This is a genomic window from Streptomyces sp. NPDC046977, assembly GCF_040644455.1.
In the GTDB taxonomy this organism is placed as follows: Bacteria; Actinomycetota; Actinomycetes; order Streptomycetales; family Streptomycetaceae; genus Actinacidiphila.
This window is the reverse complement of sequence record NZ_JBEYWO010000029.1, coordinates 48,961-61,888: the sequence shown is the minus strand read 5'-3', so window position 1 is coordinate 61,888 and position 12,928 is coordinate 48,961. Positions and strand designations below refer to the sequence as shown.

General features: G+C 73.3%; 12 protein-coding genes. 6 read left to right on the top strand and 6 right to left on the bottom strand.

Translation table 11 applies throughout. The features are described 5' to 3' along the window. Positions 1–558: 558 nt before the first annotated feature. On the top strand, positions 559–2,097 hold the full coding sequence (locus ABZ883_RS33645; protein ID WP_360913014.1) for a carboxylesterase family protein: 1,539 nt from the start codon (positions 559–561) through the stop codon (positions 2,095–2,097). On the opposite strand, the gene ABZ883_RS33640 is transcribed toward ABZ883_RS33645, so the two are convergent. Next, positions 2,087–3,604: an FGGY family carbohydrate kinase gene (locus tag ABZ883_RS33640; RefSeq protein ID WP_360913012.1), complete on the bottom strand. Its 1,518-nt coding sequence runs from the start codon at positions 3,602–3,604 to the stop codon at positions 2,087–2,089. The two genes, ABZ883_RS33645 and ABZ883_RS33640, sit on opposite strands and share 11 nt — an antisense overlap. A 213-nt stretch (positions 3,605–3,817) precedes the next feature. Here ABZ883_RS33640 and ABZ883_RS33635 point away from each other — a divergent pair, with 213 nt between their 5' ends. After that, positions 3,818–4,735 carry an NADP-dependent oxidoreductase gene (locus ABZ883_RS33635; RefSeq protein WP_360913010.1) on the top strand — a complete coding sequence of 306 codons (918 nt, stop codon included), beginning with the start codon at positions 3,818–3,820 and terminating at the stop codon, positions 4,733–4,735. Positions 4,736–5,042: 307 nt separating this feature from the next. On the opposite strand, the gene ABZ883_RS33630 is transcribed toward ABZ883_RS33635, so the two are convergent. Further along, entirely contained in the window at positions 5,043–6,212 is a 1,170-nt protein-coding gene (locus tag ABZ883_RS33630; protein WP_360913008.1) for a PP2C family protein-serine/threonine phosphatase, read from the bottom strand. A gap of 229 nt (positions 6,213–6,441) precedes the next feature. Then, complete coding sequence (locus ABZ883_RS33625) at positions 6,442–6,837, bottom strand: DUF6479 family protein (protein WP_360913006.1); 396 nt, start codon at positions 6,835–6,837, stop codon at positions 6,442–6,444. Between the two features lie 229 nt (positions 6,838–7,066). Between ABZ883_RS33625 and ABZ883_RS33620 the strand changes: the two genes are divergently transcribed. Further along, on the top strand, positions 7,067–7,729 hold the full coding sequence (locus tag ABZ883_RS33620) for an enoyl-CoA hydratase-related protein (protein ID WP_360913004.1): 663 nt from the start codon (positions 7,067–7,069) through the stop codon (positions 7,727–7,729). Between the two features lie 4 nt (positions 7,730–7,733). On the opposite strand, the gene ABZ883_RS33615 is transcribed toward ABZ883_RS33620, so the two are convergent. Next, a complete protein-coding gene (locus ABZ883_RS33615) occupies positions 7,734–8,510 on the bottom strand; it encodes a class I SAM-dependent methyltransferase (RefSeq protein WP_360913002.1) in 777 nt (258 codons plus the stop codon). A gap of 317 nt (positions 8,511–8,827) precedes the next feature. Between ABZ883_RS33615 and ABZ883_RS33610 the strand changes: the two genes are divergently transcribed. Beyond that, complete coding sequence (locus tag ABZ883_RS33610; RefSeq protein ID WP_360913000.1) at positions 8,828–10,258, top strand: peptidase S8; 1,431 nt, start codon at positions 8,828–8,830, stop codon at positions 10,256–10,258. 38 nt (positions 10,259–10,296) lie between these two features. Further along, positions 10,297–10,821, top strand: coding sequence for a DUF4232 domain-containing protein (locus ABZ883_RS33605; RefSeq protein ID WP_360912998.1), 525 nt, complete (start codon positions 10,297–10,299; stop codon positions 10,819–10,821). An 82-nt stretch (positions 10,822–10,903) separates the two neighbouring features. Here ABZ883_RS33605 and ABZ883_RS33600 read toward each other — a convergent pair whose 3' ends face one another. Further along, complete coding sequence (locus tag ABZ883_RS33600) at positions 10,904–11,200, bottom strand: GYD domain-containing protein (RefSeq protein WP_360912996.1); 297 nt, start codon at positions 11,198–11,200, stop codon at positions 10,904–10,906. A 129-nt stretch (positions 11,201–11,329) separates the two neighbouring features. Here ABZ883_RS33600 and ABZ883_RS33595 point away from each other — a divergent pair, with 129 nt between their 5' ends. After that, complete coding sequence (locus tag ABZ883_RS33595; protein WP_360912994.1) at positions 11,330–12,226, top strand: hypothetical protein; 897 nt, start codon at positions 11,330–11,332, stop codon at positions 12,224–12,226. Between the two features lie 19 nt (positions 12,227–12,245). On the opposite strand, the gene ABZ883_RS33590 is transcribed toward ABZ883_RS33595, so the two are convergent. Next, a complete protein-coding gene (locus ABZ883_RS33590) occupies positions 12,246–12,911 on the bottom strand; it encodes a GntR family transcriptional regulator (protein ID WP_360912992.1) in 666 nt (221 codons plus the stop codon). Positions 12,912–12,928: the final 17 nt, after the last annotated feature.

Below are 12,928 nucleotides of genomic sequence, written 5' to 3'. Positions count from 1 at the left end.
AAGCAGGTCACGATCTCTCAGCCGTTGATCAACAACCGCCGCCGGAAGTCGTCGACAAACACTGTCGCTTGAAGTCAACGAAGCAACTCAGTCCAGGCACTCCGCCGGCCGTCACCGCGTCGGCCCTGGCGCTGTGGGTGGTCCCGAATGCCGCCTGTTTCCCCGCTCCTGACCCTTCCGCCAGAGGCCGGGACGTCACGGCCGAGGGGCCGCGCCCCGGTCGCGCTGCGCCGCATGTGAAACCACAGTCCTCCTCCGGTGTCCGGGCCTGTTCATAACCGAGCTGAAGAAAGGCCGCTCGGAGCTTTGCCGCGGCTTCATCCGAAGCTGATTGATCCCCTTCCCCCTGGCCTTACTGAACTCGAAGTCGGACATCTCCCAAAGCTGCGCAAAACCGGTTGCTGCCCAGGCTGCCCGTCGGCTCCGCCGCACGCCGCACGGACACAGGTCGCCCCCAAAAAATCGCTGGCGCCGCATCCCCTCGCCGTGGAGGATCCGCAGGGCCGGGGGCGTCACTGCGATGAACCCGCCCCTCCGCCCGCCTGAGAGGACGTTGTGATGACCGTTGCCGAGTCCGGCCCGTCCGGGTCGCGGCCCGAGGTTCTCGCGGTGGGTGGGAGGCTGCGCGGGAGCCGGGAGGCGGGCGTGGCGGTGTTCCGGGGCATCCCGTTCGCCGAGGCCCCGGTCGGCGCGCTGCGCCTGGGCGCGCCGCGACCGGCGGAGGGGTGGAACGGGGTGCGGGAGGCGGTCTCGTACGGTCCGCCGCCCCCGCAGGGCGGCCACTTCGGCATGGACGCGCTCTCGGGGGACGCCGCGGGCGGCGACTGGCTGACCGTCAACGTCTGGTCGCCCGAGCCCGATCCCGGGGCGGACCTGCCGGTGATGGTGTGGATCCAGGGCGGCGGCTATGTGTTCGGCATGTCCGGCCTCCCCGAGTACGACGGCGGCCGGCTCGCACGCGACGGCGGTGTCGTCGTCGTGACGTTCAACTACCGCGTGGGGATCGAGGGCTTCGCGCAGATCGAGGGGGCGCCCGCCAACCGGGGCCTGCTCGATCAGGTCGCGGCACTGGAGTGGGTGCGCGACAACATCCGGGCCTTCGGCGGCGACCCGGGCCGGGTCACCGTCTTCGGCGAGTCGGCGGGCGGTGGGTCGGTCGCGGCGCTGCTGGCCATGGACCGTGCGGCCGGGCTCTTCCAGCGGGCCGTCGCGCAGAGTGTGCCCGGCACGTTCTTCTCGCCGGAGCTCGCCGCGGACATCACCGCGGCCTGTGCCGCCGAGCTCGGGCTGCGGCCCACAGTGGCCGATCTGTCCGGCGTCGCGCCGGACCGGCTGTCCTCCGCCGGTGACGCGGTCGGCGCCAAGATGGGCCAGCGGACGTCGCGTTGGGGCCTGCCCGCCCATCGGGCGATCGCCTTCTCCCCTGTCGTCGACGGCGACGTCCTGGCCGTCACACCGTGGCAGGCCCTCGCCGCCGGTGCAGGCCGCGGGATCGAACTCCTCGTCGGCCACACCCGCGACGAGCACCGCCTGTTCACCCTCCTCGGCGGTCTGCTCGGCGAGGTGGACGAGGAGCAGGCCGCCGACGCGCTCCGCGTCTTCGCGCCCGGGCCCGACGGCGCGCGGCGTTATCGCGACGCCTTCCCCGCGGCGGGTCCGGACGAGCTGTACGAACTCGTCCACTCCGACTGGCTGTTCCGCATGCCGTCGCTGCACCTCGCCGAGGCGCAGTCGGCCGCCGGCGGCCGCGCGCACGTCTACGAGCTGGTGTGGCCCGCCCCCGGCATGGGCGGCATGCTCGGCGCCTGCCACGGCCTGGACGTACCGCTCGTCTTCGGCAACCTGGACCGCGGACAGCCCGCCATGCTGATCGGTGAGGCGCCCTCCCCGGAGGCGGAGGAGCTGTCCGGCCGGATGCGGACGGCCTGGACGTCGTTCGCCGCCCACGGCGACCCCGGATGGCCCGCGTACGACAGCGAGCAGCGCCGCGTGCGGCTCTTCGGCAGTGAGCCGGCCGTCGCCGCGTACCCGGAAGAGGCGTCCCGCCTCATCTGGCAGGACCACACCTTCCCCGCGCTGCCGCTGCTCAGCCGATGACGCCGCCGGCCCGGCCGGGCGCGGGGCCCGGTCCTCCTTCGGCTTCGCGCCGGAAACCGGCCAGGGCATGGACCGTGTCACGGGTCGCCGGATACAGGTCCCGGTACAGGCGGTGCAGCCTGTCGTACACGGCTCCCGCCTCCGGGTCCGGCATGCGCCGCTCCCGGACCGGATTCCACGTCACGGTGTCCGCGTCGCCGGACAGTCCGGCGGCCAGCCGGGCGGCCCCGTAGGCGGCGCCGACCGTGATCGTGGGGATGTCCTGGGGCAGCCCGGTGACGTCGGAGACGATCCGCGTCCACAACTCGCCCTGTGTACCCCCGCCCACCGCGACGACCCGCCGGATCCCCGCGCCCGCCTGCCGCATGGCCTCGACGTTGTGGCGCACTCCGTGCGCGGTCGCCTCCAGCGCGGCCCGGTAGAGGTCGCCGCGTGTGTGCTCGACGGTGAGACCGGCGATCACCCCACGGGCGTCGGGGTCGGCGATCGGGGTGCGCTCCCCGGCGAGGTACGGGAGCATCGCGAGGCCGCGCGCACCGACGCCGCTGTCCGCGGCCTCCGCCAGCAGGGCAGCGCGGCCGGGCGACCCGAACAGGCCCCGCAGCCACTCGGTCACCGCTCCGGACGTGGCCATGCCGCCGGCGAGCGAGCGGGTGCCGGGGAAGGCGCCGACGGTGCTCCACAGTTCGGGCACGCGCAACTGCCCGGTGACGGTGGCGACCAGGAACATCGTCGTGCCGTACATGAGCATCAGGTCGCCCGGGTGTGTCGCGTCGACGCTGACGGCCTCGGTCCAGGCGTCGATGGTTCCCGTGATGACGGGCGTGCCCGGCCGGAGCCCGGTGGCCGCCGCCGCCCCGGCCGTCACCGTTCCGGCCTGTTCCCCGGGCCAGCGCAGTTCGGGCAGCTCCGCGTGCGGCCATACGGCGTCGACCCAGGGGCGGTACCAGTCCTGCGCCCGCGCGTCGTAGAACGGGACGGACTGGCTGGCCGAGTGGTGGTCGAGCACGTAGGCGCCGGTAAGCCGGTGGGCGAGAAGGGAGGCCGGCATGAGCAGGCGGCGCGCGGCCGCGAACACCTCCGGCTCGTGCTCGGCGACCCACGCCACCTTGGGCCCCACCGCCTGCGTGGACAGCACACTGCCGCACCGGTCGAGGACGGCCTCCCGGCCGAGCTCGGCGTCGAGCCGGGCGATCTGCGCGACGGCCCGCGTGTCCACCCCGTAGAGCACGGCCGGGCGCAACGGCCGGCCGGCGGTGTCGGCGAGGCAGACGCACGGGCCCATGCCGCTGACGCCGACCGCCTCCACCCGTACGCCGCCGGTCAGGAGCTCGCGTGTGATGCCGCGGAACTCCTGCCACCACACCTCGGCGTCCATCTCGGCGTGTCCCGGCCTCGGGCGGGAGACGGCGTGCTCGCGCACCGCGGTCGCGCGCACCGCGCCCGAGGCGTCGACCAGGACGCCCTTGCTGCTGGATGTGCCGATGTCGACACCGAGAAAGGCCATACCTGCATGTCCCCGCGCGGGTGGGCCGTCACTCCGGGGACGCTGTCACGCTCCGCGGACGGCGTGCGCCGGCCGCGGGCGGTTCCCCGCCCCCCGCAGGACGGGAATACGGGCCCGCGTTTGGCCTTTGAAGGTGGTGGCACAGTCAGCGCCGGCTTTCCCGGCGCCCGGCCGGCAGGTCTTGTCCGGACGAGAGAGTGCGGTGGTCACGCGATGCGGGCGGTGCGGTTTCACGAGTACGGCGGGATCGATGTGCTGCGGGTGGAGGAGGTCGAGCGGCCGGTGCCCGGGCCCGGGCAGGTGCTGGTCGAGGTCCGCGCGGCCGGGATCCAGCCCGGCGAGGCGCACATCCGCGCGGGCGCGCTGCACGCCCGCTGGCCGGCGGCGTTCCCGTCGGGGCAGGGCAGCGATCTGGCCGGTGTCGTGGTGGAGGCGGGCCCGCACGTCCGGGGCTTCGCCGTGGGCGAGGAGGTTCTCGGCTTCACTCACCGGCGGGCCAGCCACGCGCAGTTCGTCGTGGTCGACGACGTGCACCTGGTGTCCCGTCCGGCGGGGCTGGCCTGGGAGGTGGCCGGGGCGCTGTACGTGGCCGGCACGACCGCCTACGCCACCGTGTTCGCGGTGGACCCCGGCCCGGAGGACACCGTCGTCGTCTCCGGTGCGGCGGGCGGTGTCGGATCGCTGGCCGTCCAGCTCGCGCGGCGGCGCGGCGCCACAGTGATCGGCCTGGCGAGCGAGCGGAACCACGCGTGGCTGAGGGACCACGGTGTCCTGCCGGTCGCGTACGGACCCGGTGTCGCCGAGCGGATCGGACAGGCGGCCGGCGGCAAGGTCGACGCGTTCATCGACACCTTCGGCAGCGGCTACGTGGCACTGGCGGTCGAGCTGGGCGTGCGGCCCGAGCGGATCAACACCATCAGCGACTGGCAGGCCGCGGCCGAGGTCGGCGCGCGGACGTACGGAGAGGGTGCGGCGGCGTCCGCGGTCGTACTGGGCGAGCTGGCCCGGCTGGCCGCGTCCGGCGGGCTGGAGGTGCCGATCGCCCGCACGTACCCGCTGGACCAGGTGCGGGACGCCTTCGCCGAGCTGGAGCAGCAGCACACCCACGGCAAGATCGTGCTCCTGCCCTGACCACGCGCACGCCGGCCACGGTGGCTCCGCCGCGACGGGGGAGACACGGCGGAGCCACCACGGCCAGTGTGCGACGGGGACCGCGACGGCGAGTCCGATTCGGCCAAGTGCCTGGTCACGGCGGTGCAGCAAGTTGACGCTGGGCACATCCCGCCCTTCTCGGAGCAGAAGCCGACAGAAGAGTGACAGAGGGGGCAGACCACCCGCCGTCGAAGGCGCATGCTGAAGGTGCGGCCCCGCTCGCGCTTGCCGGGTCTCCATGCCCACCGCAGCGGGGTCGCCCGCCGCGACCGGCTTCGCCAGTGCGTCACCGCGTAGGCGGGCCCCTCCAGTCCAGGCAGAGGATCGTGGCGTCGTCCCGCAGGTGCCCCAGGCACGCCTCCAGCACGGCGGCGGTGGCGGTGGTGACCACTTCGCGGGGGTGCTCCGCGGCGGTGTCGCGGATCAGCGCCGCCAGGTCGACCACGCCGGCCCCGCGTTCCTGCATGCCGTCCGTGTAGAGGACCAGCCGGTCGCCGGCCCGCAGGTCGAGGGGCTGGACGAGGAAGGGCGTACGGGCGGGCACGCCGAAGGGCAGGTGGACGTCGACACGGACCTCCTCGACCGTGCCGTCACGCAGCCGCAGCGGCCACGGATGGCCCGCGTTGACCAGTTGCGCGCCGGTGCCGTCCATGGCGATCCGGATGAGCTGGCCGGTGGCGAAGCCGCTGCGGCTGTGGTCCAGGAGCGTCCGGTGCACCCGGTACGCCTGCTCGGCCAGGTCGCAACCCGCCCGGCGGGCGCCCCGGGAGGCGTTGACCAGGAGCGTGGCCAGCAGCGCGGACTCGACGTCGTGACCCATCGCGTCGGTGATGGAGACGTGCAGGATGTCGTGCTCGACCGCGTAGTCGTACGTGTCGCCCCCGATGGAGTCGGCGGGCACGAGCGCCCCCGCCAGGGCGAACCGGTCCCCGTCGCAGCTGGCGGCCGAGGGCAGCAGCCCGTGCTGGATCTCGGCGGCCAGGCTGATGGACGTGGTGCGCCCGGCCCAGTGGTAGAGGTCGGTGAAGCGCCGGTCGGTGACGATGAGGTACGCAAGCGCGTGAGCGGCCTCGCCGACCTGTGCCAGGACGTCCGCGTCGGCGTCGGGGAGCGTCAGTTCCAGCAGGCCGAGGGCTTCGCCCCGGTGGCTGACCGGCACGACCAGGCGCAGGCCCTGCCCGTTGCCCGGGCGCCGCACGATCCGCTGCCCGCGCAGCGCCTCCTCGTACGGGGTGCCGGACAGCGGGATCTGCTCCGCGCCGCGGCCTCGCCGCGACTGGCCGCCGTCGCCGATCCGCACCAGCTTCCAGCCGATGACGTCGGCGAGGAGGAACGACACGGAACACGCCCCGAACCGGTCCCGCAGGTTGCGGCCGATGATCTCGACGGAGTCGGCCGGCGCGGCCGCCTCGGCCGCCGCGAGGACCTCGCCGAGTCGGAGCTGCTCGTGGGTCACAACGGTCTCCCTGCTGCCGGGGCCTTCGGCCACCCGCCCCGACGTCCCTGCCCGCGGCCCACCGTCTACGGCCCATGCTGGCACGGCGCGGGCGTCCGCGCCGACGCGAAGCCGGTGCCGGGCGGGCTCACGCGCCGGGCCCCTTCACCGGCGCGCCGGGGCGGTCACGGTGGGTGAGCACGGGCTATGTGACCGTGACGGAACGACTCGTCCCCGTCGGGCCGCGGGCTCATGACCGGTCGCGGCGCGGGTCCTGCGGCGGCGCCTCCGTCGCGTCGCCGGCAGCGTGCGAGCCGAAGTTGCCGAACCCCTTCATGGAGTGCTGACGGCGGCGGAACCCCGGCTCGGACCACTCGTCCGGCTCGCGCCGCTGCCGGATGCCGTGGCGGATGCCGTCCTGGTGCCCGGGACCGTGGTCCGGCGACCGGCCCGTCTCGTGCTCGTCGCGCGTGTGCCACGCTCCGGCCCGGGGCTGCGGCCGTTGTGCGGGGGCCGGCTGCCGCGCGCGGTGACGGCGGCCGAGCACGACGGCGCCGACAAGGATCCCCACGACGATCACGCCCACGAGCAGCGGCACGATGCCGACCACGAGGTCGTGCGCGACGGCAAGCTGAAACTCGTTCATCGATCCCATCCGTCGCGGCTACCCGTCCCGCATCACTCAACGCCGTTTCCCCGAGGGGGGCTTGTGCTTAGCGAGCATGCTGTCGATGCCGGGGTCGCCGTGGGCCGGGGCGTCATGGACCATGGAAGCGGAGCCTCGTACGGGCCCCGGTGGGATCGCGGTACTCGCACCGGCCGACGAGGCGAGGCTCCGGACAGGACACGGACTCGGCAGACCCCCGGGAGCGCAGATGCCCACCCTTGACCGCCAGGACAACGTCTTCGTGCTCGACATCGGGGACGGCGAGAACCGCTTCCATCCCGACTGGCTGGCCGCCGTCGGTGCCGCTCTCGACGAGGTGGAGAAAGCGGAGGGGCCGCGCGCCCTGGTGACCGCCGCGACGGGCAAGTTCTTCTCCAACGGCCTGGACCTGGAGTGGCTCGGCGCCCATGCCGAGCAGCAGGAGGGCTACCGGAACTCCGTCCACGAGCTCTTCGCCCGCGTGCTGTCCCTGCCGATGGTCACCGTGGCCGCGCTGCAGGGGCACACCTTCGCCGCCGGCGCGATGCTCTCCCTCGCCCACGACTTCCGGGTGATGCGTGCCGACCGCGGCTTCTGGTGCCTGCCCGAGGCCGACATCAACATCCCGTTCACGCCCGGCATGTCCGCCCTGATCCGGTCCCGCCTGGCGCCGCAGACCGCGCACGAGGCCATGGTCACCGCCCGCCGGTACGGTGGCACGGACGCCGCGGCCGCCGGCATCGTGGACCGGGCGGTGGAGGAGGACGCCGTACGTTCCGCCGCCCTGGAGATCGCCGCGGCGCAGGCCGGCAAGGCGGGCGACACCCTCGGCACCATCAAGGAACGGATGTACGCCTCGGCACTGGCCGTCCTGCGCGGTGCGACCGGCTGAGCGCTCACGCGGCGGGCAGGCCCTGCTCCGCGTGCAGGACGAAGAACAGGAAGCACAGGAACCGCGGCTTGGCCGCGATGGCCTCGGGGAACAGTTCGCGGGCGGCGGGGTCGGGATCCGGCTCGCTGACGACCGTGATCCGGAAGCCCGCCGCGATGAAGGCGTCGGTCATCGCGTGCAGGGGTCGGTGCCAGAGACTCATCAGGGCGGTACGGCCGCCCATGGTCCATTCCTCGGTCCAGTTGGTGGTGTCGAAGTAGTTGTACTCGGCCTGGCGGCCGGCCTCGCGGTGCATGAGCGTGATCACGAAGGGGTGATCGACGGAGACGAGCAGCCGGCCGCCCGGCTTCAGCACGCGCCGTAGCTCGGCCAGCGGCGGGCCCCAGTCCTCCAGGTAGTGCAGCACCAGGGAGGCGACGACGACGTCGAAGGTGTCGTCGGCGTAGGGAAGGGGCCCGGCCAGGTCGGCGACCTTCAGGTCGGCCTCCGTACCGAGCCGGCGCCGGGCCAGCTCCAGCATCCCGGCGCTCGCGTCGAAACCGCTCATGACGGCACCGCGCTCGCGCAGCGCCGCGGACAGTGCTCCGGCGCCGCAGCCCGCGTCGAGGATCCGCCGGCCGGCCACGTCCCCGGCGAGAGCCAGCATCGCGGGCCGTTCGTAGTGGGCGTTGACGAGGTTGGTCTCGTTCTCGCTCGTGTACGCCTCGGCGAAGGCGGTGTAGTCGTTGACCGCGGCACGCCCCGCGTCGCCCGTGGGGGCCTGCTGATCGTCGGACGTCATGGAGCGAGGGACGTTCGCCGCGGCCGTTCGGTTCCCCGCCCCCATCGATGCGGCCGCGCACCCACGCATGCCCTCGACCGCGCGATCTTCCCGCAGTTCCGCGCGGCCGAGAACTTTCGGCGTCGCGGGTGCATCTGAACGGATCAACAGGTGCGCCAATGATCAACGGCGCCCCGCGGCTTGTACGGCGAAGGGCAGGGGGCGTGGCGTGCTGGGGGTCTTCCGCAGAAGACGAACGTGCCCGCTGCCCGGGGTCGGGGAGCCGCGTCGGGCCGGGCCGCACGGCCCGGCTTCAAGTGGAGAGGATTCATGGACGCGTGAGCAGATTCATGTCGCGGGACCGAATCGCGCGGATGCGGGGAACGTTGTCGAACCGCTTCGCCAAGGTCTCGCTGGTGGCGGTGGCCGCCGCGGCACTGACCGCCGCCACCCTGCACCCCGGGCTAGCCGCCGCGGCCTCGTCGCCGCCGCCGTCCCCGGTACCGGTGCCGACCGGAACGGCCGGCGTGCCGTCCAACGCCCGTGCCAACAGCGGGGAAAGCGTGACCGCGCTGCGCCAAGCGGTGGGCAGCGGCCGGCTGCTGGACTCGCACGGTGTGCGTTCGGTGTGCCCCCGGTGCCATGCCGAGGTGGTCACGGAGCACAAGGGCAGTGACGCGCCGCTGCGTTCCCCGCTGCCCGCCGGCTACGGTCCCGCCGACCTGGGCAAGGCGTACAAACTGCCCCGTACCTCGTCCGGCAGGGGCATCATCGCCGTCATCAACGCCGGCGTGGACCCGGCCCTGGAGAGCGACCTGGCCACCTACCGGCGGACGTACGGACTGCCGCCCTGCACGACGGCGTCCGGCTGCCTGCAACTGCTGGACTACACCGGCGGTCCGCAGCCCGCCCCGCAGACGGACGCCCACGGGGCCTTCGTGGAGGAGGAGGTGGCGCTGGAGACCTCGCTCGACCTCGACATGGCCTCGGCCGCCTGCCCGTCCTGCCGCCTGATGGAGATATCGGTGCCGTGGCAGGACGCCGAGGACGACAACGACGTGTCCACCGGTGACTTCGCCCGGGCGGTCAACACCGCGGTCGCCCACCACGCTTCGGCGGTCAGCATCAGCTACGGGTACTCCGCGGACGTGACGAACACCAGCGGCCGCACGCTCGCCGCGCTCCGCCACAAGGGGGTGGCGATCACCGCGTCCACCGGGGACTCCGGCTTCAACGGCGGCATCCACCAGTCGTGGCCGTCCAACCTCCCGTCGGTCATCAGCGTCGGCGGCGTCACCTTGCCGGCTTCCGGCCCGGCGACCGCCTGGTGGGCCGGCGGAAGCGGGTGCGAGACGCGGTTCCCCGCGGCCAGTGGACAGCCGTCCTCGGTGACCGCGGCCTGCGGCGGGCACCGAGCCGCGGCGGATGTGTCGGCGGACGCCGACGCCGCCACGGGCGTAGCGGTCTACGACACGTACGCCCCCAGCACGGGCGAGCCGTACACCTGGGTGATCGCCGGCGGGACGAGTGCCTCCGCGCCGTACATCGCGGGCCTGTTCACCCGGGCGGGCCACCTTGCCTCGGTCGACGGACCCCGGACCCTGTACCGCTCCCCGGCCGCCGCCTTCACCGACATCACCACCGGCAACAACGAGGCGTACCACACGTGCGCCGACTACCCCGGGCTCAGCGCGTCGGTCTGCAACGCGCGCGCCGGCTGGGACGGTCCGACCGGCCTCGGCATGCCGCACGGCCTCGGCGCCTTCTGAACACCCCTCTCCCACCCCTAGGAACTCCCATGCGTCGAATGACCCTTGCCGCAGCGGGCGCGGCGGCGATCGCCGCGGCCGTACTGACGGTTCCCGGCATCGCGAGCGCGAAAGTCACCGGTACGTCGGCGACACCGCGGCCCTGCCGCACCAGTGACGTCTCGTTCTATTTCGGCGGCCTCACCTCGGGCCTGAGCCGCCGCGCCTTCGACATCACCCTGCTGGCGCACGACGGCATCGCCTGCACGCTCAGCGACACCCCCCAGGTGACCTTGAGCGGACCTCCCGACCAGACCGCGGCAATCCCGCTGTACGTCAGCGGCCGGGGCGGCACGCTCGTCCTGCGCCCGGACTCCCCTCTGCACGCCACCGTCCGCTACAGCAAGCCGGACCTGCCGGAGCACACGCTCAAGGTCAACGCTCTGCATCTGTCGATGCCGGACCACAGCTCGTTCTCCACGTACTTCTCCGTCCCCGGGGAGACCGACATCAGCCAGGGCGGCGTGGTGATCACGTCCTGGACGACGGGCATCGGTCTGGGCCAGGGCGAGGAGTTCGAGTGACGGGGCCCCTCGACGGGCCGGCGTGACATGCCCGCGGACGCGGAGGGCGGCATCGGCCTCCGCGTCCGCGGGCGCCGGGGTCTCAGGCGGAGGCCTTGGCGACGACGCCCTCGATCTCGTCCCGCCCGAAGGCCCGCATCGTCGTGCTGCGGACGTTGCCCACCACCCCTAGGCGCAGCAGCGCGGCGGCGGCGGTCTCGTCGTCGGGCGCCTCGACGATGGCCACGAGGTCGTGCGGCCCCACCGTCCAGTAGATGGCGACGAGCCTCGCCCCGGCCCTCTGCAGCGCGGCACCGAAGGCGTCGGCGCGCTCCGCGGTGTCCGCAGAGGCGCGGATCCCCTGGTCGGTCCAGTTCAGCAGCGTGATGTAGGTCGGCACGGTCACTCACCCCGGAAAGAGAGACAAGTCCGGCAAAAGCCTATATGTGCCACCGGGCCGTCGCATCCGACGCGGGGGGGTCCTGCCTAGCACGCCGGCGGCCGGGACGGCGCCCATAGGATCTGCGCCATGGCGAAGGACAGCGGTCACGAGGGCAGACTCAGCAACTGGATGTACTGCACCGACGTGTACGACTTCCTCGACCAGATCCGCCGCCGTCCCGACATGTGGCTGCGCGACGGGTCACTGCACCATCTGGAGTCGATACTCCTCGGCTACCGCGTCGCGCTCGGCGTGCATGCCGCGGAAGAGCCTTTCGCGTTCTGGCCCGAGGACTCCTTCGTCTCCTGGCTGCGCGAGAACGGTGGACACCACAGCTCCCTCGGTTGGGCGACCGACATCGAGCACGGCACGCCCCGCGGCTCCACGCCCCTCACGGAGTTCTTCCGCCTGCTGGATGCCTACCGGGCCGAGGGCTCCCGTCCGGATGCGGGGACCGGGAACCCGGCGAGCGAGCGGACGACGGAGCACCCCGGTCTGCGCATCGTCCGCGTCGAGCTCGCCCGTCACGCCTGGGAACAGATGCGCTGCGGCTGCGGCGAGTCCGCGGGGCACATTCCGGCAGAACTCCTTCGCGTGATCACCGCGCGCACTCCGGGGGAGGCGACCATGGCCGGGTTCGACGGCCACGTGCTGATCCAGTCCAACCTCATGCCGCCGGCCCCGGCCGCCACCGCGGTCGTCCTCGCCGCCCTGGCCGACCCCACGCTCACGGCGCCTTTCGCCCGTGCCACCCTGCTCGGCCTGCTGCTGTCCTTCAGCGGCGGCGACACCGTCGAGCAGGAGGAGTGCGTCTCCCTCATCCGCGGTGGAGTCTGGACCCTCTACCGGGAGTTGGCCGATCATCCCTCCGTCGAGGTGCGCGAACTCGCCCATGACGTCCTCGCCAATCTCGGCACCGAGGACGACCGGCTCGCCGCCTTCCGCGAAGGCCTGCGCGACCGCTTGCCCGAGTACCTGGACTGACCCGCGCGGGCGTCCCGTGTCAGGCGGCCGGGCGTGGGGGGAAGCGGGTTCTGGCGTCCTTGGTGTGGGCGCGCATGACGCGCTGGGCGCGGGCGTCGTCGCGGGCGGCGATCGCGGCGATGAGCTCGCGGTGCTCGGCCCAGGCCTGGTGGACGATGGGCGTGTAGTAGCGGCGCACCCGGTTCTCGACACGGGCCGCCAGGTCCGCGAGGACCGCGTTCCCGGCCAGTTCCATGACGCACGCGTGGAACGTGGCGTTCGCGGCGACCGCGCCGTCCACGTCGTCCGCGGCCACCGCCGCCTCGCCCGTCGCGCACAGCTCGCCGAGTCGCTCGATGCCCTCGGCGGACGGGCCGGCCGCGGCCAGCCGCGCCCCCTCGGTCTCCAGCAGCGTGCGGACGACGAAGAGCTGGTCGGTCTCCTCCCCGGTCGGCTCGTGGACGAAGGCGCCCTGCGCGGGGCGGAGGTCCACCCAGCCTTCGCTGCTCAGCCGTTGCAGTGCCTCGTGCACGGGCTGCCGGGAGACCCCGAGCCGGGCCGCGAGCTCGCTCTCCACCAGGTGCTGGCCCGGACGCAGCGACCGTGAGCCGACGAGATCCAGCAGGGCCTGGTAGACCTGCTCGCGCAGCGGTCCGGGGCGCTCCAGCCTGGGCACGGATCCGTGCGGCAGCCCGTTGAACGGCATCGCGGCCTCCACTGTCC